Here is a 22505-nt window from a genome sequence, read left to right on the forward strand (position 1 = left end):
GAGACATTTTTGAAAGGGCGGCGTGCGAGTTGCGCCGCCCTTTGACGTTTTAAACGGTCTGATTTTGGCGTTTGATCAGATGCAGACGGCGCACAAAAGCCACGAGAAAGATCGCGGTTTGCACGAGAACGATGGTCGGTGCAGGCGCGCTGTCGAGCCAGAAGCTTGCGTAAACGCCGCCCAGCATCGCGGCCAGATTGATCGCCGTTGCGGTCAAAAGCATCGCGGAAAACCGCCGCGTGAGCAGAAAGGCAATCGCGCCGGGGGCGATCAAAAGCGCGACGGCAAGGATCAGCCCGGTGGCGGTCAACGTCGCGACAATGCTCAGAGAGATCGCGGTCAAAAGCCCGTAGTGCAAAAGCTGAACAGGTAGCCCGGAGGCCCGCGCCTGTGCCGGGTCAAAGGCATGGAGCATCAGGTCTTTCCACTTGAGCAACAGTCCGGCAGAGACCATGAGCGCGATGGACCCGGCGGTCCAGAGGTCCTCGGCACCCACGCCCAGCATATTGCCGTAAAGGATGTGATCGAGATGCACATCCGAGGGCGTCGCAACATACATCACGATACCAAGGCCAAACATGCCGGAGAAGACGACGCCCATCACGGTGTCCTGCTTGACGCGGCTGTTCTGCGCCAGATAGCCGGTCGAGAGCGCCGTCACCATGCCCGCAGCAAAGGCGCCGACGATCAGGGGCAGGCCGAGGATATAGGCCAGAACGACGCCGGGCAGGATCGCATGGCTGATCGCATCGCCCATGAGCGCCCAGCCCTTAAGTACCAGAAAACAGGACAAAAGCGCGGTGGGGATCGCGACCAGAACGGAAATCAGAAAGGCGTTCTGCATAAAGCCGAACTGGAAAGGCATCAGGAGCGTGTCGATCATTGGACTGGGTCCTTGAGCGCGGCGCGGGCCTTGGCTTTCGCGGCCAATATCCCGTGTTTCGGGGCGAAAACAAAGGTCGTGAGGAAGATCAGCGTTTGCAAGCAGACGATGACCCCGCCGGTCGCGCCGTCGAGGAAATAGCTGATATAGGCGCCAGTGAAACTCGTCACCGTGCCGATCAGAACCGAGGTTGCGATGAGGCGCGGGAAGCGGTCGCACAACAGGTAGGCGGTCGCCCCCGGCGTCACCACCATGGCGACGACGAGAAAGGCCCCGACGGTCTGCATCGCCGCGACAACGGAGGCCGACAACAGCACGAAGAAGACGGCTTTCAACAAGCCGGGACGGAGGCCAATGGAGCGGGCGTGGCTTTCATCGAAAAACACCACCATCAGGTCTTTCCACTTCGCCAAAAGCACGGCCAGCGAGACAAACCCAATGAGCGCCAATTGCAGCGTGTCCTCGGGCGTGATCGCCAGAATGTTGCCCATGGTGATCGTATCCACTGAGATGGCCATGGGATTGAGCGAGACCATGAACAACCCGAGACCGAAGAAGGACGTAAAGATCATCCCGATCACCACGTCGATCTTGAGGCCCGAGCGCTCCGAGAGAAACAGCATCGCGGCGGCGGCCAGCCCGCCCGACAGAAACGCGCCCAAGGCAAAGGGCAGGCCCAGCATATAGGCCCCTGCCACGCCGGGAACGACGGAATGCGACAGCGCATCGCCAATCAGGGACCAGCCCTTGAGCATAAGATAGGCCGACAAAAAGGCGCAGACGCCGCCGACCAAGGCCGAAACCCACATGGCGTTGGTCATATAGCCGTAGGTGAAGGGTTCCAGCAGGGTCATCTGTCTGCCCCTTCTGAGGATTTCGCCTGCACCCGAGTCTGGCTGCCGTAGCGCACCAGAGGGCGTTCGTCGTCCGTCAGGATCGTCACATGCCGCGGGTCGTCATCGTCATGAAGATCGGCACCGCTTAGGGTAAATTGGCGCAGCACACCACCAAAGGCGCGCTCCAAATTCTCGCGGGTAAACGTCGTCTCGGTCGGCCCATAGCCCAGCACCGTGCCTTTGACCAAAACCGTGCGGTCGCAAAACTCCGGCACAGAGCCGAGGTTGTGGGTCGACACCAACATCACCCGGCCTTCGTCACGCAGATCGCGTAAAAGCGCGATGATCTGCTCCTCGGTTTTGACATCGACGCCGGTGAAAGGCTCATCCAAAAGGATCACCTGACCCTCCTGTGCCAGCGCGCGCGCAAGAAACACGCGTTTCTTTTGTCCGCCGGACAGCTCGCCGATCTGGCGCTGTCGAAAGTCCTGCATATTGACCCGCGCGAGGGCGGCCTCCACCGCCGCGTGATCGGCCTTTGACGGACGGCGCAGGAAGCCCATGTGACCGTAGCGCCCCATCATCACCACGTCCTCGACCAGCACGGGGAAGGACCAATCGACCTCCTCGGCTTGCGGTACATAGGCCACGAGGTTTTGGCGCAGCGCCTCTTTGACGCTCAACCCCAACAGCCGAATGTCGCCCTGCGCCACGGGGACAAAGCCCATGATCGCCTTGAACAGCGTCGATTTCCCCGCGCCATTGACGCCGACCAATGCGGTCACCGTGCCGCGCGGGATCTCGAACGTGGCCTGCCGTAGCGCCGTGTGGCCATTGCGATAGGTCACCGTCACATCGCGCGCCGAAATCCCGTCTCCTGCTTCAGCGCTTTGAACAGGGTCGCCGTTTTGCATCATCTCGCCTCTCTTATGTCCCACGCTCAGTTGCGCGCGGCTTCAAGCCCATCCGCCACGGTCTGAGCCGTCACCCGCAGCAAATCGAGGTAGCTCGGCACCGGGCCGTTTGGTTTTGACAGGCTGTCGACGTAAAGCTCGCCGCCATAGCGCGCGCCGGTCTCGCGGGCGACCTGTTTGGCGGGGGCGGTGTTGACCGTGCTTTCGCAGAACACCACCGGAATGTCGTTGTCCTTCACGCCGTCGATCACCGCGCGCACCTGTTGCGGTGTGCCCATCTGATCGGCGTTCATCGGCCAGAGATAAAGCTCCTTCATGCCGAAATCGCGCGCCAGATAGGAGAAGGCGCCTTCGCAGGTCACCAGCCAGCGTTGATCTTCGGGAACCTCGGCGACGCGGGCGCGCAGAGGCTCCAAAGTGGCGCGCAGATCGGTCTTATAGGCCTCTGCATTCTCCGCATAGGTGGCGGCATTCTCGGGGTCCTGCGTGCTTAGCGCCGTCTCGATATTGTCGATATATATCAGAGCATTATCCAACCCCATCCAGGCGTGGGGATTGGGCTTGCCCTCATAGCTTCCGCCCGCGATCGAGATCGGGTCGATGCCGTCACTGAGGGTCGCGGAAGGCACATCCTTGAGATGCGACAGGAACTGTTCGAACCAGAGCTCAAGGTTCATGCCGTTCCACAGGATCAGGTCCGCGTCCTGCGCCCGCACGATGTCGCGGGGCGTCGGTTGGTAGCCGTGAATTTCCGCGCCGGGTTTGGTGATCGACACAACGTCTGCGGCGTCTCCGGCGACCTGGCTGGCCATGTCGGCCAAGACGGTGAAGGTGGTGACAACTTTCATCCGGTCTTCGGCCTGTGCGCTAGAGGCCAAGGCGAGTGCGGCGACGGAGCCGAACACGGATATTCTGGTGAGACTCATGGTCCGTCCTTTGCGGGCTTTTTCCTGTTGCTGTCATGTAAGTGATAATCATTCGCAACTGTCAAACAGATATTGCGAACCATTCGCAACTGGACGCTTCCAGTTGCGAATGCCTGAAATATAGGCTCGAAATTGGCCCTAGATCGGCCTGAGATCGGACAGAAGTTGGCGTGACATAGGCGCGGGATCGCCGCTTTACCCGCCAAAGACCTTGCGCATCATCTCGGGATTTTCGCCAACCCAGACGGCGGCGCCTTTAGCCACGGCTGTGTAAACCGCCGCGCCAATCGCCTCTCCCAAGGCCGTGTGAAGCCCCGCATATTCCTGAGCCCCATCGGGGGCGGCCAGAGCAAGGCAATCGGTGCCGGTGCCAGTCACGGGACCATGGGGAAAGCTGAGACCCGCCTCCATTACGGCGGCCGTGCGGGCTTGGGCTGCGATGCTCAGCGCTTCGATCTGCGCCGTCTCGGTGACCGCTTCGGAAAGCTGCACGGCGATGTTGATTGTGCCGAATTGCTCGACGCCCCAATCGCGGGGTGTGCGCGAGCCGATGCGCTCGGCATTGCCCAAGCCCACGGTGGCCATCGCGGCCACACGCGTGCCGTCAATCTCGGCTTCAGCGCGTTGAAATTTCGTCACGTTGCGCGAGGTGAGCATGCCGACCGCCTCCGCGTGACCAACCTTTGCCATCTCAGAGGAAATCCAATCGGAGACGCAAACTTCAGGTGGCAGGTCGGCATTTCTCAACTCGCGCCAGACGATGTGTTGCGCGGTGACGAACCCCGGTCGATAGGGGGCAAAACTCAACACCCGCATCGGCGCGCCGAGGTCGGCCATGAGCCAAGGACGGGTGAGGGTCGGGGTCAGCATCGCGCTCATCTCTTGACCTGCGACAGCGGGTGCAAAACCATGCCCTCGGGCGTTTCCGCAATGTGGCAGCGGATGGCAAAGACTTCGGCCAAGAGCGCCTCGGTCAGCACCTCGCGCGGCGGCCCGTCGGCGACGATCCGACCTTCGGAGAGCACAACGATGCGGGTGCAATGCCGCGCGGCGAGACCCAGATCATGCAGCGAGACCACCACACTGCGGCCCTCACCCGCGAGGGCGGCAAAGGTCTCCATGCAGCCGATCTGATGCGCGGGATCAAGCCCTGCGGTGGGTTCATCGGCCAGCAACAAGGGCGTGTCCTGCGCCAGTGCACGCGCGATCAACACGCGGGCCTGTTCGCCGCCCGACAGCCCCGTGGCCTTGCGGTCGGCGAAGTCCAAAAGGTCCATGCGTTTCAGGGCTGCCAACACTTCGGGGGCGTCTTCGCGCTCGTTTTGCGCCAGAGACACCAGATGTGCAACGCTGACCGGCCAGGCGATCTCGCGGGCTTGCGGCAACCAGGCGGCGGCTTTGGCGCGCGCTGTTGGGGACATTTGGGCCAGCGTGCTGTCGCCTTCCGCCGGGATCAACCCAAGCGCCGCACGTAAAAGCGTGGATTTGCCCGCGCCATTGGGGCCAATGAGGCCGATCATTTCGCCGGGCTCTACGGACAACGAAGCGTGATCGAGGGTCACGCGGGCGCCGCGCCGGACGGTGAGATTTTGTGTCGTCAAAAGGCTCATGACCGCCCCCGCATCCGCCAGATCAGATGGAAAAACACCGGCGCGCCGACCAGTGCCATCAAGACGCCGAGTTTGAGGTCGCGACCGGGCAGGATGAGCCGCACGGCCACATCTGCGGTCAGGACCAAAATCGCGCCGCCCAAGGCGGAGGCGAGCAAAAGCCGCGCCGGGCGCGCGCCAACGAGCGGGCGCAAAATATGCGGCACGACAAGCCCGACAAAGCCCACGGCGCCCGCGACGGCGGTGGCCGCGCCGACGGAGGCCGCGACACCGCCGACAAGGAGCAGACGCAGGTGCTTGAGGTTCACGCCCATGGAAGCGGCGGCCTCTTCGCCCAGCGTCAGCCGGTCGATGCCGCGTCCTGTGAGGGCCAAAAGGCCCCAGCCCACAGCCATGATCGGCAGGGCCATCCAGACATGGAGGAAAGATCGGTCCGCCAGAGAGCCCATCATCCAGAAAATGATCTCATTGGCGGCAAAGGGATTGGGCGAGAGGTTGAGCACCAGCGCGGTGAGCGCCGAGGACAGGGCCGAGACCGCGATGCCCGCGAGGATCAAGGACAGCGTGCCGCCGGAGCCCGCGAGCAGGAGAATGAGCAGGACGCAGATCGCGGCGCCGACGAGCGCGGCGAGGGGCAGGGCGAGGGCGAAGAGCGCGGCAAAGCCGCTTTGAAGTGCGATGACGGCGCCCAAGGCGGCGGAGGCGGAAATGCCGATGACGCTGGGTTCGGCCAAAGGATTGCGCAGGTAGCCTTGCAGCGCGGCGCCCGAGAGGCCGAGACTGACGCCCACCATCACGCCCAAAAGCGCACGCGGCAGGCGGATCTCGCGCATCACCATCGGCAGGGGGCCTTCGCCGCCGCCAAAGAGGGCACTGAGACTGTCGGAGATGGGCATATCGGCGACGCCCACGAGGAGTGAAGCGATGAAAAGCGCGACGAGGGCGAGGGTCAACAGGACCAAAAGCCGGGGGTAGGTCATTGAGGCATCTCCAGCGTGTCCCGCTCGTCGCGCAGCCGCTCGATCGCGCCCAACACAGAGGGCAGGCCGCAAATCCAGTCCTTGTCCTGCATCGGCATATGCCCGCCCGTCAGATGGGTCAATGCGGGATGGGACAGCACCTCTTCGGCGCGCGCGGTACCGGGATAGTCGGCGCCGGAGATTACCAGATCGGGGTCGGCCATGATCAAGGCTTCGAGCGGCACAAAGCCGCCCATCGGCAGGCCTAACTCGGAGGCGAGTGTGGTGAAACCGGCGGTCTCGATGATCTCGCCCGAAAGGCTTTGTGCGCCGGTGCTATAGCCGTTGGCGGCATAGGTTGCGGCGGTGGGGCGGGCATCTGTCGGAGTTTCAATCTCGTTGAGGCGACGGGTGAAGTCTTCGGCCATGCTCTGCGCCACATCTTCGCGCCCCAAAGCCTCGCCCATTTTCACCATATTGGCGGCGACATCGTCCAAAGAGCGCGCGGGGGAGAATTCGACGACCTCGACGCCAAGACGGCGCATCATCGACACGGTCGCCCGGGCGGTGAATTGGCCTGCGAGGACGAGATCGGGTTTCAAAAGATAAATCTCTTCGGCCAGCCCGTTGTTGGTCGGATAGGCTTTCGCCGCGTCGGACATGACGGAAGCGCGCGGGTCTTGGGCCATGGCGGTGATGGACAAAAGCTGACCGGGGCTTGCGATCATCATGGCGAGTTGATCGGTGCAGAGGTTGATCGAAACGACATGTTGCGGTGTCGTGTCAGGTGGCGTTTCCGCCAAAACCGCCGCCCCCGAAAAGAGGGCGGTGGTCAATGTTATGATCTCAGGAAAGCGCACTCAGAAGGACGCTTTGAGACCGAGATAGGCGGAGCGACCGGGGGTGTTGTAGCCACCCGCGGTCTCGTAATCCTCGTCGGTGAGGTTGTCTGCGCGCAGGTAGAGCTGGACCTTGTCAGTCAGGTCATAGGACAGGCTGGCATTGAACAGCGTGTAGTCATCGAGTTTTTCCGAACCGTCTAGGACATCGGCAACGTGTTGAACCATGAGCTGGCCGTTGATGCGGTCAGAGAGGATGGCATCGACGCCGACGACAAGATCGTGGCGCGGCACACGGACGGCACGCACGTCTTCCGTTTTGGCGGACGTATAGGTGTAGTTCCCGAACAGCGAGATGGCATCGGACAGAGTGTATTGGCCGGAAAGCTCGACACCTTTTGAGACCGTTGTGCCTTCGACCTGATCGTAGCCGGAGCCGCCCCAGTCGATGCGATCATCAATCTCGGTATAGAACAGCGTGCCTTTGACGAAGCCGAGATCGCCAAAGCGACGCTCAAGGCCAAATTCGGCGCTTTGGCTGGTTTCTTCCTTTAGGCCGGAGTTGCCGTAGGGCCCGAAAAGCTCGTAGAGCGACGGCGCGCGAAAGCCCGTACCCAGGACTGCGCGGGCAGTCCATTCCGGGGCAAACTCCCAAGCGGCGGCGAGACGACCAGAAATATGTTCGCCGAAATCGGAATGATCGTCATAGCGCAGAGCAGCGGAGAAATTTAAACCGGCTGTGGGTTCGATCAGCAGTTCGCCTTTGAGAGATGCCGTGTGGCTTTTGCCTCCGGACGAACCGTAAGCTCCCGAGGCGCTGGAGTATTTTTCTTCGACGTAGTCGGCACCGAAAGTCAGGGTCGTGAGCGCCGAAAGATCGGTCGAGCCGAGATAGTTGAACTCTTTACGTCGGCTGGTGTAATCCGTTTCGTCTTTCGGGAAAAAGCCGACCCCCCATACATTGGTATCTGCGATATAGGTCCGGTCTGCGTTGAACATCGAGGCGCTGATCTCATGGGTCACCACGTCTCCCGCGATGCGAACATAGCCGCGTAGCCCTTTTTCTTCATGGCTTGCTGTGGCGTAGACATCGTCAAAGGCATCGTAATCCAGATCGGAGTCGCGATAGAGACCGGTCAGGCCAAGTGTGATACTGTCACTGACGTCTTGCTCCAGGCCGAAGGTCAGGGTGGTTTCTTCGAACCCGTCATCTTCGGAGTTGCTGGCCTGCGAAGAGAACCCGTCGGTTTTGAAATGCGACAGCGTGAAGGCGAGAGAGCCAGTGTCATTTTCGATCTTGTTGGAAACGCCTGCGGAGTAGGTGCCGTAGCTGCCCGCCTCAACGGTCGTGCTCAGTCCGGGCTCACCTGAGAGTGTGTCGATGCTGATCAGACCGGCGATGGCTTCGGAGCCATAGAGCGCAGATTGCGAGCCTTTGAGAACTTCGATTGAGGAGGCGCCATAGGACAAGAGACCGCCAAAATCATAGCGCACCTGTGAACCAGACGCGTCTGTCACATCAATGCCGTTGATCCGCACGCCGATGTAATCGGACGAGAGACCGCGAATGCGCAATGTGGTGCTGGCTCCGACGCCACCGTTACGGCTCATCGAGACGCCGGGCAGGGTCGAGAGTACATCTGAGACCGATTGCGTGGCGTTGCCGCTCTCATCGGCGTCCACCGTCTCCACCGTCGCGCCTGTGTCGCTTTTGGCGACGGGCGTCAGGCTACCGGAGACGACGATTTCGTCCAGTGTGTAAATCTCGTCCGCGTCTTGGGCGAGGGCGGCGAGTGGCAGGGTCAATGCGGCTGTTGCCAGCAGTGAAAAGCGCAGGCTGGTAAGGGCGTGCATGGAGTATCCTCCTGAAAAGAAGCGCGCGGCTTCCCGTGATCCGTTGGGGCCTGTGGAGGAGAGCTCCGCAGACAGTGAGGGCGTCACCGCTGCGGACAGCCGCTTCCGTGACGCACCCCGCGTCCGGGAAAGGGTGATCATCCAAGCAGGTCTCCTGGCTCACGGATCGCAGCGGTCGCCAACCTTCCCAGGGTGTTCCCAGTGGTGTTTTGGCGTCGCTCACCGTTCACAGTTGCGGGGGCAGCCACGGCTTTGATCATAGGCAGCTCTGCCGGATCATCCCGTGTTCCCTTTTCATCCGGCTGGGCCGGAACTTGAACGGGTGCAGAAAAGCGAAATGGCCGGAGAAGTCAAGATTCTCCGGCCAATGCTTTGGTCCTATCATGTTGCGGAAGGCCGCACTCGCGTCAGGTTTTCTTTTTCATCGCATCCAAAAGCGCAGCACCAAAGGCGCCTTGGCTCTCGGAGGTGCGGGGCTTGGGCGCGTTGCCGCCACGGGGTTTGCCACCGTATCCGCCTTTGCCGCCGGTATTGCCGCGGGGCTGTTGCGCGCTGCGGTCCTGTTGACCCCTGTCCTGCGCACCGCCATCCTTGCGCATCGACAAGCCGATGCGTTTGCGCGGAATGTCCACTTCGGTGACGCGCACCGACACGATGTCGCCTGCCTTCACCACTTCATGCGGGTCTTTGACAAAACGGTCGGCCAATTGGCTGACGTGCACCAAACCGTCCTGATGCACGCCGATGTCCACGAATGCCCCGAAGGCCGCGACGTTGGTCACAGTGCCCTCAAGCCGCATGCCGGGTTTCAGATCCTTGATGTCCTCGACCCCGTCGGTGAAGGTCGCGGTTTTGAACTCGGGTCGCGGATCGCGGCCCGGTTTTTCCAACTCCGTGAAAATGTCGCGCACGGTCGGCAGGCCGAAGTCTCCGGTGACGAATTGCTCCGCCCGCAGGCCCTTGAGCGCCGTCGGATTGCCCATGATCTCGCGCATGTCACGGCCACAGGCTTTGACGATTTCGCGCGCCACATCATAGGCTTCGGGGTGCACGGAGGAGGCGTCGAGCGGCTCGTCACCTTCGCGAATACGCAAGAACCCCGCGCATTGTTCAAAGGCTTTCGGACCAAGACCGGACACTTTCAAAAGCGCCTTGCGCGACGGGAATGCGCCATGAATGTCGCGGTGGGTGACGATGCTTTGCGCCAGAGACGGGCCAAGACCCGCGACCTGTGCGAGCAAAGGCGCGGAGGCCATGTTCAAATCCACCCCCACGGCGTTCACCGCATCCTCGACCACGGCTTCGAGTGCTTGCGACAGGCGGCGCTGGTCGACGTCATGCTGATATTGACCGACGCCGATGCTTTCGGGCGTGATCTTGACCAGCTCGGCGAGCGGGTCCTGCAGGCGCCGCGCAATCGACACCGCGCCACGCAAGGAGACGTCGAGATCGGGGAATTCCTGCGCCGCCAATTCCGAGGCGGAATAGACCGAGGCGCCCGCCTCGGAGACCACGACCTTGGTCGGGGCTTTGACGCCCGGCGGCAGCAGTTTTAGCGTCTCGCCTACCAGTTTTTCGGTCTCCCGGCTGGCTGTGCCGTTGCCGATGGCGATGAGGCCAACGCCGTGGCGGGTCACCAACTCGATGATCTTCGCCTCCGCCCCGCGCACATCCATTTTCGGCTGGAAGGGGTAGAGCGTTGCGGTTTCCAAAAGCTTGCCCGTGGCATCGACCACGGCGGCTTTGACGCCCGTTCGGATGCCCGGGTCGAGGCCGAGGGTGGCTTTTGCGCCCGCAGGGGCGGCCAGAAGCAAGTCTTTGAGGTTTCTAGAAAACACAGTGATTGCATCTTCATGGGCGCGCTGGCGCAGCTCGCCCAACAGATCGATGTGCAGCGAGATCGCGAATTTCACCCGCCAAGCCCAACGCGCAACGGTGCGCAGCCACAGATCGCCGGGTTGCTCGGTCGAGGTGCCCAGATAAGAGGCGACCATGGCGATGGCGCGATCTGCACCGGCCTCAGGCTCTGGCGCGATCTCCATGGTGACGATCTCTTCTTTGGCGGCACGCAGGATCGCCAGCGCCCGGTGTGACGCGATGTCGGCCCATTTTTCGGAATGGTCGAAATAGTCCGAAAACTTCGCGCCCTCTTGTTCCTTGCCCGCGATGACTTTCGCGGTGACAAGCGCCTCGCGCCGCATGAAATCGCGCAGTTTGCCCAGAAGGTCCGCACTTTCCGACAGCTCTTCGGTGGCGATGTCACGCGCGCCATTGAGGGCGTCTTTCACGGTCGGCACGGCCTCAGAGATGAACCCTTCTGCAAGCGTTTCGGGATCGGCGGAACGGTCAGATTTGATCGCCTCCAACAAAGGCTCCAGCCCGTTTTCGCGCGCGATCATCGCCTTCGTGCGGCGTTTGGGCTTATAGGGCAGGTAGATGTCTTCGAGCGTCGATTTGCTCTCCGCGCCTGCGATGGCGCGTTTCAGGTCGTCGGTCAGCTTGCCCTGATCCTCGATGGATTTGAGGATCGTTACCCGCCGCGCTTCCAGTTCGCGCAAATAGGACAGACGGTCGTTGAGCAAACGCAACTGCGTGTCGTCCAAACCGCCCGTCACCTCTTTGCGGTAGCGCGCGATGAAGGGCACGGTCGCGCCCTCGTCCAAAAGCCCGATGGCGGCGGTGACCTGCGCCGTGGAGGCGGCGATGTCGGTGGCGATGGTGCGCGAAATGCGCTCAGATGTTTGCGGATCGGTGGGCGTGCTCAAATCTGGTCCTCCTGTCGGGAGGCCAGTCTTAGCGGTCCTGAAAGGTCGCGCCAAGAGGGGAGATGACCTCTCCACAGTCGATATGATATATCTATCGTAACGCATCGCCTCGATCAGGTTTTCGCCATGCTCAACAAGCTCGAAATGTTCATCGCTGTCGCCAAGGAGGGCCATTTTGGCCGCGCCGCGCGGGCACTTGGCATCACCCAGCCCAGTCTCTCGGCGGGGATCAAGCAGCTTGAGGACCAGTTGGGGGTGCAGCTCATCTTTCGCGGTTCTCGCTTCGGCGGATTGACGCCGGAGGGACAACGTGCCCTCGTCTGGGCGCGCAAGATCGTCGCCGACAGCCGTCAGCTCCGCGATGAAATGCGGGCGACCCGGCACGGGTTGTCCGGCCAGCTGCGCCTTGCCGCGATCCCGACGGCGCTCACCTGGGCTGCGCGGATTTCAACTGTGTTCACGGCGGCGCATCCCAATGTGAAACTGACGATCCTCTCGCGGCCCTCGTCGCAAATCCTCACCATGCTCGACGATCTCGAGACGGACGCGGGCCTCACCTATCTCGACAACGAACCGCTGGGGCGGGTCAGCGCCGTGCCACTCTATGGGGAGCGCTACATGGTGGTGAGCGCCGGGGGCGGCGTCTTTGCGGGGCGAAAATCGGTGGATTGGAGCGATCTCGACGGGGTGCCGATGTGTCTCTTGTCGCCGGAGATGCAGAACCGGCGGATCATTGACCGGAACTTGGGCGCCTCAGGCGTGGTGCCGCAGGTCGGCGTCGAATCGAATTCCACCGTGGTGCTGATTGCGCATGTGCAGAGCGGCGGCTGGGTCACCGTCCTGCCCGAGGGCATCGCGCGGTTCCTGACACAGGGCAAGCCGCTGGACCTCATTCCGCTCACCGGCGGTGAAGTGGGGCATCGTGTTGGCCTGATTGCGCCGCACCGCGATCCCAATACGCCGGTTCTCGCCGCTTTGCTGGCGGAAGCAGGGCGTGTGTCTGAACTTTTATAATAGGTTTTGGCTATCGTTTAACGGTTTAGCGATATTGATTTCGCGATACACCTCATGCTCTCATGGGAGAAATGTATACGGTCGTATCCGAAGAGGTCAGCCATGACGCCAGCCAGCTCCCCGTATGATGACGGGACGATTGCGGAGATCATCTCCTCCCACGCCCATCTCGAAGGCCCGCTTTTGCCCATGTTGCATGCGTTGCAAGAGAGCTTTGGAGTGATTCCCGAGGCGGCCCATGCGCCCCTTTGCAAGGCGCTGACGATCACGCGGGCTGAACTCAAGGGCGTGATTTCCTTCTATCATGATTTCCGCGAAAAGCCCGCTGGCAAACATGTGCTGAAAATCTGCCGCGCAGAAGCCTGTCAGTCGATGGGCGGCACGGCTCTGGCAGAGCGGCTTTTGGAGAAACTCGGCCTCGATTGGCACGGCACCACGCCGGACGGCAAGCTGACGGTGGAGCCGGTCTATTGTTTGGGCCTCTGCGCCTGTGCGCCCGCCGCGATGCTGGACGAGAAACTGATCGCGCGCGCCGACGAAGCCCGCGTTGAAAAAGCGCTAGCAGCCAAGAAAACGGGGGGCTCGGCATGAAGATTTACGTCCCGATGGACAGCGCCGCCAAGGCGCTCGGCGCCGATGAGGTGGCCGCAAAACTGACGCAGGAGATCGCCGCACGCGGCCTCAAAGCGGAGATTGTGCGCAACGGCACCCGTGGCATGATCTGGCTGGAACCGCTCGTCGAGATCGAAAAGGACGGTGAACGTCTGGCCTATGGTCCGATTGCCGAGGACGATGTCGCGGCGCTTTTGGAGGGGCAGATCGACACTCTGGGGAAGGTCGAGGACATTCCTTTCTTTGCCCGCCAGACCCGCCTGACCTTTGAGCGCTGTGGTGTGATCGACCCGCTGTCTCTGGCGGATTACGAGGCCCACGGCGGGCTCGAAGGCCTCAAACGCGCGATTGGCATGAGCCAGGACGCGATCATCGACGAGGTGAAAACCTCTGGCTTGCGTGGCCGTGGCGGTGCGGGTTTCCCGACTGGCATCAAATGGGACACGGTGCGGCTTGCGAAAGCGCCGCAGAAATACATTGTCTGCAACGCCGACGAGGGCGACAGCGGCACCTTTGCCGACCGGATGATCATGGAGGGCGACCCCTTCACCCTGATCGAAGGCATGGCCATCGCGGGTTTGGGATGTGGCGCGACCAAAGGCTACGTCTACACCCGCTCTGAGTACCCGGATGCGGTTTCTGTGATGCGGCAGGCGATTGAAATTGCGCGGGCTGCGGGCGTGCTGGGCACCAATGTGCTGGGCTGTGGTCGCGCGTTTGACATGGAGGTCCGCGTCGGTGCGGGGGCTTATGTCTGTGGTGAAGAAACTTCGCTCTTGAACTCGCTCGAAGGCAAACGCGGCGTGGTCCGTGCCAAGCCGCCGCTTCCGGCGCTTGAGGGGTTCCTGGGCCGCCCGACCGTGGTGAACAACGTGATCTCTCTGGCCACCGTGCCGGTGATTTTCGCCAAGGGCGCGGAGCATTACGCCAATTTCGGCCTCGGGCGTTCGAAAGGCACCATGCCGATCCAGATCGCAGGCAATGTGAAATTCGGCGGGCTGTTCGAGACCGCATTCGGCATGCCGCTTGGCACTTTGGTCAATGAGATCGCGGGCGGCACCGCCTCCGGGCGTCCGGTCAAGGCTGTGCAAGTCGGCGGGCCTCTGGGCGCCTATCTCCATACGGATCAATTCGATACGCCCTTTGGCTACGAAGAGTTCGATGGGCAAAAGGCGCTGATTGGACATGCTGGCATCGTGGTGTTTGACGACACGGCGGACATGCTTGCCATGGCGCGGTTTGCGATGGAATTCTGCGCAGTGGAAAGCTGTGGCAAATGCACGCCCTGCCGCATCGGCGCGGTGCGGGGCGTTGAGACGCTCGACCGCATCAAAGAGGGCGACGCCAGCGCGATCCCTCTGCTCGAAGACCTCTGCGAAGTCATGACCGACGGCTCGCTCTGCGCGCTGGGCGGCTTTACGCCCTTTCCGGTGCTCTCCGCACTGCGCCATTTCCCCGAAGAATTCGCGCCCAACACCGCTCAGAAGGAGGCCGCAGAATGAAAGATTTCATTATTCCCTGGGAAAACGGGACCGGCATTCAGGACGACATCGACCGTGGCACCCCCGCCAAAACTGGCAAGCCGGTGACGCTGACCATTGACGGCATGGAGATCACCGTGCCGGAGGGAACCTCCGTGATGCGCGCGGCAAGCGAGCTGGGCATCCAGGTGCCGAAACTCTGCGCCACCGACAGTCTTGAGGCCTTTGGCTCCTGCCGTCTTTGCGCCGTCGAGATCGAGGGCCGTCGTGGCACGCCCGCGTCTTGTACGACGCCGGTGCACGCCGGGATGAAGGTCCACACCCAGACCGACAAATTGCGCCGCATCCGTAAGGGCGTGATGGAGCTTTACATCTCCGATCACCCGCTCGACTGCCTGACCTGTTCAGCCAATGGCGACTGTGAGTTGCAGGACATGGCGGGGGCCGTCGGACTGCGCGATGTGCGCTACAAGGCGCCGAAAAACGCGCCGCTCGCGAACCATTTCGAGACGCGCAATACATCGGGCGAGGCCAATCCCGAATGGCTTCCGAAAGACGACAGCAACCCCTATTTCTCCTACGACCCGTCGAAATGCATCGTCTGCAACCGGTGTGTGCGGGCCTGCGAAGAGGTCCAGGGGACCTTTGCTCTGACCATCGAAGGCCGTGGTTTTGACAGCCGCGTGGCCGTGGGCGCGGAGAACTTCCTCGCCTCCGATTGTGTGTCTTGTGGCGCCTGTGTTCAGGCTTGCCCGACCGCGACGCTGCAAGAAAAATCCGTGATCGAAATGGGCACGCCGGACCGTTCCGTTGTGACCACCTGCGCCTATTGCGGTGTCGGCTGTAGCTTCAAGGCGGAGATGCAGGGCGATCAATTGGTGCGCATGGTGCCCTATAAACACGGCAAGGCGAACCGGGGTCATTCCTGTGTTAAAGGCAGATTTGCCTACGGATATGCCACGCATAAGGATCGTATTTTGAGCCCGATGGTCCGCGACAGCGTTGATCAGCCGTGGCGCGAAGTGTCTTGGAATGAGGCGCTGTCTTTCGCGGCGAAGAAACTCGTCGGCCTGCAACAGAAATACGGTCAGAAAAGCATCGGTGTGATCACCTCGTCGCGCTGCACCAATGAGGAAACCTACCTCGTTCAGAAACTCACCCGCGCCGTGTTCGGCAACAACAACACCGACACCTGCGCGCGTGTGTGTCATTCGCCTACGGGCTATGGTTTGGGCCAGACCTTCGGCACCTCGGCGGGCACGCAGGACTTCGACTCGGTTGAAAAATCCGATGTCGTGGTGGTGATCGGGGCGAACCCGACGGACGGGCACCCGGTTTTTGCCTCGCGTCTGCGCAAACGTCTGCGTGAAGGGGCCAAGCTGATCGTGGTCGATCCGCGTCGCATCGATCTCTTGGAAACCCCGCACCTGAACGAGGCGCATCACCTGCCGCTGAAACCCGGCACCAACGTCGCCGTGGTCTCTGCGCTGGGGCATGTGATCGTGACCGAAGGGCTTTATGATGAGACCTTCATCGCGGAGCGCTGTGATGTGGATGCCTGGGAAGATTACAAGGCGTTCATCTCCGACGAACGCCATGCGCCCGAAGCCACCGAAGCCCTCACCGGCGTGCCTGCACTGGCCCTCCGCGAAGCCGCGCGCGCCTATGCGCAGGGCGGCAACGGGGCGATTTACTATGGCCTCGGTGTGACCGAACATTCGCAAGGTTCGACCACGGTCATGGCCATCGCCAACCTCGCGATGATGACTGGCAACATTGGCCGTCAAGGCGTGGGGGTGAACCCGCTGCGCGGTCAGAACAACGTGCAGGGCTCCTGCGACATGGGCTCTTTCCCGCACGAACTGCCGGGCTATCGCCATGTGAAACTGCCGGAAGTGCGGAAGATTTTCGAAGACACCTGGGGCGTCGAACTGGACGCAGAACCCGGTCTGCGCATTCCGAACATGTTGGACGCCGCTGTCGATGGCACCTTCAAAGGGCTCTATTGCCAAGGCGAAGACATCCTGCAATCCGACCCGGACACCAAACATGTGGCCGCCGGTCTTGCCGCTATGGAATGCGTCATCGTGCATGATCTGTTCCTGAACGAGACTGCAAATTACGCCCATGTTTTCTTGCCCGGATCATCTTTCCTCGAGAAAGAAGGCACATTCACCAACGCCGAGCGCCGCATCAACCGCGTGCGCAAAGTGATGGCGCCGAAGAACGGCTATGAGGATTGGGAAGTCACCCAAATGCTCGCCAATGCCGTCCTGAAAGAGACCGGTGGCAAGCCCTGGTCCTACGCGCATCCGGCGGAAATTATGGCGGAGATCGCCGCGACCACGCCATCCTTCGCGGGCGTCGATTACACGGTGCTCGAAGAAAAAGGCTCCGTGCAATGGCCCTGTAACGAGGAGCACCCGGACGGCACGCCGCTCATGCATGTCGACGGTTTCGTGCGCGGTAAGGGGCGGTTCATCGTCACCGAATATATCGCCACGGACGAGAAATCCGGGCCGCGTTTCCCGCTTTTGCTGACCACGGGGCGTATTCTGAGCCAGTATAACGTGGGTGCCCAGACGCGGCGGACGGAGAACTCCGTCTGGCACGATCAGGACGTGTTGGAAATCCACCCGCATGACGCCGAAAATCGCGGTCTGCGGGATGGTGACTGGGTGCGTCTGGCGTCGCGTTCCGGCGAGACGTCTCTGCGGGTCAAGATCACTGATCGGGTCAGCCCCGGCGTGGTCTACACCACCTTCCACCACCCGGACACGCAGGCCAATGTCATCACCACGGATTACTCCGACTGGGCGACGAATTGCCCGGAATACAAGGTGACGGCGGTGCAGGTGTCGCCGTCGAACGGCCCGTCGGAATGGCAGGAACGCTACAACGCGCAGGCCGAGCAATCGCGCCGGATCGAGGCGGCTGAATGACCACGGTCGACGCCCTCCCTGAAGAAGCCCCCGTCGCGCTCGTGTATAACGGCTCGACGGCGGCTGTCATGATGGCGTCGCCCTTTGATTTGCCTGAGTTTTTGACCGGCTTTGCCGTCTCCGAGGGCATCGTCTCCGAGGCCTCGGACGTCACCGAGATTTCGGCGATCAAACACGCGCACGGCTACGAGGTGCGCGGGCGCATTCCTGACGACCGCTCGGCGGCGATGGATGCGCGGCGACGGGCGTCAGTGGGGCCAATGGGCTGCGGCTTGTGTGGCATCGAAAGCCTGGATGAAGCGACGGCTTTTCCGGGGACGGTGACGCCGATGATGGCGGGGTTGGAAGCCCATGCTCGTGCCGCTTTGGATGCGCTGAACGCAGGCCAAAAGCGCCGTGATCAGGTCGGCGCAATGCATGCCGCCGGGTTCTTCACAACTGAGGGGCTTATTGCCCTTCGCGAAGACGTGGGGCGGCACAACGCGCTCGACAAACTCATTGGCGCGCTGGCCGGAACGGATGTGAGCGGGGGCGCGGTGATCATCACCTCGCGGCTCTCCGTCGATCTGGTGCAAAAATGCGTGCGCGCCGGGATTTCCGGGCTCTTCGCTTTGTCCTCGCCAACACGCGCGGCGGTGGAGCTGGCAAAAGACACAGGACTGACTTTGATGGTGCTGCGCCGCGAGGCGGTGGTGGCCTATACGGACGAGAAGGAACACTGCGCATGACCGATGCGAAAATGGTGCTGATGGCCAATCAGATCGCGAGCTTTTTTGCCACGCAGCCGGGCGGGGATCAGGCCGCCGGAGTGGCAGCGCATCTCAAGGATTTCTGGGAGCCGCGGATGCTCAATCAGCTCAAGACCTATCTGGGTCAGGGTGGCGAAGGCTTGCACGCTCTGGTGATTGAGGCCGGTCAGGCGCTCTGAAATGTCAAAATAGAATTTAAAAACCCCGCCGATGTGGCGGGGTTTTATTATTTTGGGCTTTAGGAACGAGGACGTTCCTTTTTCGGATCGTAATGCGGGAAGGGCGCGACGCGGGCAGAGTAGCGTTTGAGGTGGCCGTCAAGCTGGCCGACCTCGACCTCTGTGCCCTCATCGGCATGGGCCACATCAATGCGGGCAAGTGCAATCCACTGGCCAGTACGGGGGCTGCGCATGGCGGAGCAAATCTCGCCCACCTGTGCGCGCCCGATGCGGATACAATCGCCATGCGCCACGGCGTTTTGGCCGTCGATCTCAAGACCTACGAATTTGCGCGAGGGCGTTTCCTTGCGACGCAGCAGAGCATCGCGCCCGACAAAGTCAGAGGTCTTGGATTTCAGCGGCACGGTAAAGCCGACACCAGCCTCGAAAGGATCCGTCTGATCGGAGAAATCGTAGCCTGCGAACACCAGTCCAGCCTCAATTCGCACGAGGTCCAGAGCGGCGAGGCCCATGGGCTTCATGCCGACCTTTTGACCGGCCTCCCAGACCGCTTTGAAAATCTCCGCGCCATGTTTCGGATGACAGAAAATCTCATAGCCTAACTCGCCGGTGTAACCCGTCCGCGAGATCACCACAGGGATGCCGTCGTGATCGCCGAGACGCGCGGGGGTAAAGCGGAACCAACCCATCTCCATCAAATCAGGATGATGCGGGGCGGTCCAAAACAGCTCATTGATCAAATCACGCGATTTCGGACCTTGAACGGCGAGGTTGTGCATCTGATCGGTCGAAGAGCGGATCATGACGTTGAGGCCAAGGCGCTTCGCCTCTTCGCGCATCCAGACGCCGCCCTCATCAGAGCCGCCGATCCAGCGGAAATTATGCTCGCCCAGACGGAACAAGGTGCCGTCGTCAATCATGCCGCCGTGCGGGTAGCACATGGCGGAATAGACCACCTGACCCACGGCGAGTTTCTCGACATTGCGGGTCAGAACCCAGTTCATCAGAGCCTCGGCATCGGGGCCGGTGACCTCGAATTTACGAAGCGCGGAGAGGTCCATGACCACGACGCCCTCGCGGCAGGCCCAGTAGCTCTCCACCGGGTCGCATTCGGGGAAGGAGTTCGGCAGCCAGAACCCGTTGTAGTCGGCAAAGTCGCGGGTCATCGTGGCAAAGGAATCGTAGAAACCGCTTTCACGCGTCATGATCGGATCCTCGTCAGGGGTCGGGCGCCAGGCGGTGGCGCGGGAGAAACGTTCCTCGGCGCCGTAGGTGCGCACATGGATGTCGGTGAGGTGCCAGCCATTGGCGGCGGAGGTGTCATCGGGGCAGGACGACGAGACGCACACGAGATCGGTGAGTGCGCGCAACAAGACGTAGTCGCCGGGACGCGACCAAGGCTCGTCGGCCAACATCACGCCATGCTCGTCGACGCCCGTGTTGAAAAAGAAATTCGCCGCCATCCAGCCGGGGCGGGCGGGGATGCCGTACGGGTCCAGAACTGCGTTGAAATTGTCGGAACAATTCGCGTGACCGGGGTAGCCGATGTCGTCGTAATATTTTGCGTTGCACGCCAGTCCAAAGGCGTCGTGACGGCCGCAGGTGTCTTGGACGACTTCGACCAAGGGCGTCAGATCGTGGTCGAAATACTTCGAATGCAGGCCGGGCATCGGGTAGGCGTGGCCTTGGATCGTGCGGGTGGTGGTGACGTCGAGCGGGTGGAAAATGCCCTTGTCGACCTTGCGCGCATCAAAACACTGGAAGTCGGTGCACTGACGACCATCGACATCCATGATCTGGATGAATTCGCCCTTTTTGACCGTATAGGCCTTGGCCGTGGCGGAGGCGATGCGGATGTCTTGCAGCGTGTCGGCGAGCGGGTCGGGGAGGGCGAATGAGCCCTCATGGCGGGCCTCCGCGCGCGTGAGTGTCACGGTCAAAGGCGTGGCGGTGTTTTGCGCCTCGAAATCGGGTTCCGGGGCCGGGGCGGTGATCAACAGCCAGCCCGGTCCATGCGCGGTGAAGCTGACGCCTTCGCCGGCGGGGCTGGTGGTGGAAAAGAGGCCGATGGTCTTGGCGCCAGTCAGTTCGATCTGACGTTTCGCAAGGCCCAAACGGAGACGCGCCATGCCGGGTAGAGCGCTATTCACCGTGGCGCGCAGATCGTCGCCGGATGCGTCAGCGGACCAGCCGAGAACACCCGGATCGACGCGACCGTCCGTGTGCGCCGCGAGCAATTCACAGCGCTGGCCGCCTTCGGTGTTGGTGACGCTGATCCGATCACCGGGCTTTACCTCAAGCAAAGACGCCCCACCGCCTTGGACGGTGTGGCGTTCCTCGTTGGAGGCCAGCCGGTAAGCGCCAGCACGACGCGGGAGAGAGGCCGTTGGCGGGCCGGATCGAAAGGGAAGGCCGGAAGGATCGAGGATCAACGGGATCTCCATCGGTATAAAAAAATCCGGGGGTGCGGGGACGCGGTCCCCCGGATCAGGGGAGAGGGAAGGGGCCCCGTCACCGGGGCGCCTGATCAGTTTTGCAAGTAGGCTTCCATGCTGTCGTCCAGCGCGTCTTTCCACGGCGTGTGGTGGACGGGCGCCATGGTGCCGGTGATGACCGAACGGTAGGAGTTGTTGCGGAAGTCCATGATGTCTTTCGCCTTGTGTTTCTTCCACTCGAAGAAGGCCTCGCAAGCGCCGTCGATGTCGAAGGACGGGTAGTCGGTGTCGGCCACCAGTTCCTTGACGTAATCGGCCTGATATTTGATCGCGTATTTCACATCGTCAGAGGCGTCTTCGCGCTCCACACGTTCCACAACGTCGGCCTCCAAAACGGCTTTATCGGTCGGAACCTCGATGCGGCCAAGGATGATGTCACGCACATACCACGCCTGCGCGTCGAACATGTTGAAGGTGAACCACTGGTCCTGCATGCCGAGGTAGAAGAGCTTCGGATTGTGGGTGTAGACCACGCCTTTGTAGAGATCGGCGGTCGCCAGACGGTTCTTGGTCTTGAGGCGCAGATCGTCGGGCAGGAAGGGGAAATAGTGTTTGTAACCGGTGCACAGGATGATCGCGTCGATGTCCTTGGTGGTGCCATCGGCGAAATAAGCGGTCTTGCCCTCGACCTTTTGCAGCGCCGGTTTTTCTTCCCAATTGTCCGGCCATTTAAAGCCCATCGGCGCGGAGCGGTAGCAGGTGGTCACCGAGTTCGCGCCGTATTTCCAGCATTGCGAGCCGATGTCTTCGGCGGAGTAGGAGGACCCCATCAAAAGCACGTCCTTGCCTTCGAATTCGCGGGCGTCGCGGAAGTCATGGGCGTGGACGATGCGGCCGTTGAACTGGGCGAAACCCTCGTATTCCGGCACGTTCGGGGAGGAGAAGTGGCCGGAGGCGATGATCACATTGTCGAAACGCTCTTTGTAAACGCGGTCCTCGACCATGTCGTGCACGGTGACTTCGAAATCGCCTTTTTCTGCGTCATATTCGACCCAACGGATCACGGAAGAGAAGCGAATCCACTTGCGGACGTCGGCTTTGATCACGCGGCCTTCGATGTAGTCGAACAGCACGGCGCGCGGCGGGTAGGAGGCGATTTGCTTGCCGAAATGTTCCTCAAAGGAATAGTCGGCAAATTCCAGACCCTCTTTCGGACCATTGGACCAGAGGTAGCGGTACATAGACCCGTGCACAGGTTCGCCATTCTCATCGACGCCGGTGCGCCAAGTGTAGTTCCACAGCCCGCCCCAGTTCGATTGCTTCTCAAAACAGACGACTTCCGGGATCTCGGCGCCCTTTTGGGCGGCGGATTGGAAGGCACGCAGTTGAGCGAGGCCGGAGGGGCCCGCGCCGATGACGGCGACTCGTTTGGTCATATTGAAAACTCCCGTTGGTTGAGCGTGTGTTGGTATGGACCAATAATCAAGATTGGTTCTTTTGGATTTAC

General features: G+C 61.5%; 18 protein-coding genes and 1 riboswitch. Of the genes, 6 read left to right on the forward strand and 12 right to left on the reverse strand.

Going from position 1 to position 22505, the window contains the following annotated elements:
• Positions 1-49 precede the first annotated feature (49 nt).
• From LC094_RS00075 to LC094_RS00120, 10 genes are all read right to left on the reverse strand, one after another.
• Positions 50-883, reverse strand: a complete 834-nt coding sequence (locus LC094_RS00075; RefSeq protein WP_226548842.1) for a metal ABC transporter permease — start codon at positions 881-883, stop codon at positions 50-52.
• Positions 880-1737 carry a metal ABC transporter permease gene (locus LC094_RS00080; RefSeq protein ID WP_226548846.1) on the reverse strand — a complete coding sequence of 286 codons (858 nt, stop codon included), beginning with the start codon at positions 1735-1737 and terminating at the stop codon, positions 880-882. The genes LC094_RS00075 and LC094_RS00080 overlap by 4 nt, the downstream gene beginning before the upstream one ends.
• Positions 1734-2633 (reverse strand): manganese/iron ABC transporter ATP-binding protein, encoded by a 900-nt coding sequence (locus tag LC094_RS00085; protein ID WP_226550324.1) that lies wholly within the window; start codon positions 2631-2633, stop codon positions 1734-1736. The genes LC094_RS00080 and LC094_RS00085 overlap by 4 nt, the downstream gene beginning before the upstream one ends.
• Before the next feature lie 26 nt (positions 2634-2659).
• Positions 2660-3559, reverse strand: coding sequence for a metal ABC transporter substrate-binding protein (locus tag LC094_RS00090; protein WP_226548849.1), 900 nt, complete (start codon positions 3557-3559; stop codon positions 2660-2662).
• Between the two features lie 195 nt (positions 3560-3754).
• Positions 3755-4429, reverse strand: a complete 675-nt coding sequence (locus LC094_RS00095; RefSeq protein ID WP_226548852.1) for an adenosylcobinamide amidohydrolase — start codon at positions 4427-4429, stop codon at positions 3755-3757.
• Between the two features lie 5 nt (positions 4430-4434).
• The gene (locus tag LC094_RS00100; RefSeq protein ID WP_226548855.1) at positions 4435-5169 is read right to left on the reverse strand and encodes an ABC transporter ATP-binding protein; all 735 of its coding nucleotides are present in this window, start codon (positions 5167-5169) and stop codon (positions 4435-4437) included.
• A complete protein-coding gene (locus LC094_RS00105; protein WP_226548858.1) occupies positions 5166-6149 on the reverse strand; it encodes a FecCD family ABC transporter permease in 984 nt (327 codons plus the stop codon). The genes LC094_RS00100 and LC094_RS00105 overlap by 4 nt, the downstream gene beginning before the upstream one ends.
• The gene (locus LC094_RS00110; protein WP_226548861.1) at positions 6146-6964 is read right to left on the reverse strand and encodes an ABC transporter substrate-binding protein; all 819 of its coding nucleotides are present in this window, start codon (positions 6962-6964) and stop codon (positions 6146-6148) included. Before LC094_RS00110 ends, LC094_RS00105 begins: the two co-directional genes overlap by 4 nt.
• A gap of 24 nt (positions 6965-6988) precedes the next feature.
• Positions 6989-8821, reverse strand: coding sequence for a TonB-dependent receptor plug domain-containing protein (locus tag LC094_RS00115; RefSeq protein WP_226548864.1), 1833 nt, complete (start codon positions 8819-8821; stop codon positions 6989-6991).
• Positions 8822-8948: 127 nt separating this feature from the next.
• A riboswitch (cobalamin riboswitch) is annotated at positions 8949-9154 on the reverse strand.
• Between the two features lie 74 nt (positions 9155-9228).
• Positions 9229-11586, reverse strand: a complete 2358-nt coding sequence (locus tag LC094_RS00120) for a Tex family protein (protein WP_226548868.1) — start codon at positions 11584-11586, stop codon at positions 9229-9231.
• A 126-nt stretch (positions 11587-11712) separates the two neighbouring features.
• On the opposite strand from LC094_RS00120, the gene LC094_RS00125 reads away from it, so the two are divergent.
• The 6 genes from LC094_RS00125 to LC094_RS00150 all read left to right on the forward strand — a co-directional run bounded on the left by LC094_RS00125 (position 11713) and on the right by LC094_RS00150 (position 18563).
• Complete coding sequence (locus LC094_RS00125) at positions 11713-12600, forward strand: LysR family transcriptional regulator (protein WP_226548872.1); 888 nt, start codon at positions 11713-11715, stop codon at positions 12598-12600.
• A gap of 102 nt (positions 12601-12702) precedes the next feature.
• Complete coding sequence (locus tag LC094_RS00130; protein ID WP_226548874.1) at positions 12703-13191, forward strand: formate dehydrogenase subunit gamma; 489 nt, start codon at positions 12703-12705, stop codon at positions 13189-13191.
• Entirely contained in the window at positions 13188-14714 is a 1527-nt protein-coding gene (locus LC094_RS00135) for a formate dehydrogenase beta subunit (RefSeq protein ID WP_226548877.1), read from the forward strand. The genes LC094_RS00130 and LC094_RS00135 overlap by 4 nt, the downstream gene beginning before the upstream one ends.
• Positions 14711-17635, forward strand: coding sequence for a formate dehydrogenase subunit alpha (gene fdhF, locus LC094_RS00140; RefSeq protein WP_226548880.1), 2925 nt, complete (start codon positions 14711-14713; stop codon positions 17633-17635). Before LC094_RS00135 ends, fdhF begins: the two co-directional genes overlap by 4 nt.
• Positions 17632-18363 (forward strand): formate dehydrogenase accessory sulfurtransferase FdhD, encoded by a 732-nt coding sequence (gene fdhD / locus LC094_RS00145; protein WP_226548883.1) that lies wholly within the window; start codon positions 17632-17634, stop codon positions 18361-18363. Before fdhF ends, fdhD begins: the two co-directional genes overlap by 4 nt.
• On the forward strand, positions 18360-18563 hold the full coding sequence (locus LC094_RS00150) for a formate dehydrogenase subunit delta (RefSeq protein ID WP_226548886.1): 204 nt from the start codon (positions 18360-18362) through the stop codon (positions 18561-18563). Before fdhD ends, LC094_RS00150 begins: the two co-directional genes overlap by 4 nt.
• A gap of 59 nt (positions 18564-18622) precedes the next feature.
• Here the strand turns inward: LC094_RS00150 and LC094_RS00155 are convergent, their stop codons facing one another.
• Both LC094_RS00155 and LC094_RS00160 read right to left on the reverse strand, forming a co-directional pair.
• Positions 18623-20992 carry a DUF1989 domain-containing protein gene (locus tag LC094_RS00155; RefSeq protein WP_226550326.1) on the reverse strand — a complete coding sequence of 790 codons (2370 nt, stop codon included), beginning with the start codon at positions 20990-20992 and terminating at the stop codon, positions 18623-18625.
• A gap of 98 nt (positions 20993-21090) precedes the next feature.
• The gene (locus LC094_RS00160; RefSeq protein ID WP_226548889.1) at positions 21091-22434 is read right to left on the reverse strand and encodes an NAD(P)-binding domain-containing protein; all 1344 of its coding nucleotides are present in this window, start codon (positions 22432-22434) and stop codon (positions 21091-21093) included.
• Between the last annotated feature and the right edge of the window lie 71 nt (positions 22435-22505).

The organism is Celeribacter naphthalenivorans (assembly GCF_020524585.1).
GTDB classification, from domain to species: Bacteria; Pseudomonadota; Alphaproteobacteria; order Rhodobacterales; family Rhodobacteraceae; genus Celeribacter; species Celeribacter naphthalenivorans.

What these genes read in the sequence shown, in the direction of transcription:
- LC094_RS00075 (WP_226548842.1), bottom strand. Translation starts at nt 883, where the DNA reads ATGATCGACACGCTCCTGATGCCTTTCCAGTTCGGCTTTATGCAGAAC.
- LC094_RS00080 (WP_226548846.1), bottom strand. Translation starts at nt 1,737, where the DNA reads ATGACCCTGCTGGAACCCTTCACCTACGGCTATATGACCAACGCCATG.
- LC094_RS00085 (WP_226550324.1), bottom strand. Translation starts at nt 2,633, where the DNA reads ATGCAAAACGGCGACCCTGTTCAAAGCGCTGAAGCAGGAGACGGGATT.
- LC094_RS00090 (WP_226548849.1), bottom strand. Translation starts at nt 3,559, where the DNA reads ATGAGTCTCACCAGAATATCCGTGTTCGGCTCCGTCGCCGCACTCGCC.
- LC094_RS00095 (WP_226548852.1), bottom strand. Translation starts at nt 4,429, where the DNA reads ATGCTGACCCCGACCCTCACCCGTCCTTGGCTCATGGCCGACCTCGGC.
- LC094_RS00100 (WP_226548855.1), bottom strand. Translation starts at nt 5,169, where the DNA reads ATGAGCCTTTTGACGACACAAAATCTCACCGTCCGGCGCGGCGCCCGC.
- LC094_RS00105 (WP_226548858.1), bottom strand. Translation starts at nt 6,149, where the DNA reads ATGACCTACCCCCGGCTTTTGGTCCTGTTGACCCTCGCCCTCGTCGCG.
- LC094_RS00115 (WP_226548864.1), bottom strand. Translation starts at nt 8,821, where the DNA reads ATGCACGCCCTTACCAGCCTGCGCTTTTCACTGCTGGCAACAGCCGCA.
- LC094_RS00125 (WP_226548872.1), top strand. Translation starts at nt 11,713, where the DNA reads ATGCTCAACAAGCTCGAAATGTTCATCGCTGTCGCCAAGGAGGGCCAT.
- LC094_RS00130 (WP_226548874.1), top strand. Translation starts at nt 12,703, where the DNA reads ATGACGCCAGCCAGCTCCCCGTATGATGACGGGACGATTGCGGAGATC.
- LC094_RS00135 (WP_226548877.1), top strand. Translation starts at nt 13,188, where the DNA reads ATGAAGATTTACGTCCCGATGGACAGCGCCGCCAAGGCGCTCGGCGCC.
- fdhF (WP_226548880.1), top strand. Translation starts at nt 14,711, where the DNA reads ATGAAAGATTTCATTATTCCCTGGGAAAACGGGACCGGCATTCAGGAC.
- fdhD (WP_226548883.1), top strand. Translation starts at nt 17,632, where the DNA reads ATGACCACGGTCGACGCCCTCCCTGAAGAAGCCCCCGTCGCGCTCGTG.
- LC094_RS00150 (WP_226548886.1), top strand. Translation starts at nt 18,360, where the DNA reads ATGACCGATGCGAAAATGGTGCTGATGGCCAATCAGATCGCGAGCTTT.
- LC094_RS00160 (WP_226548889.1), bottom strand. Translation starts at nt 22,434, where the DNA reads ATGACCAAACGAGTCGCCGTCATCGGCGCGGGCCCCTCCGGCCTCGCT.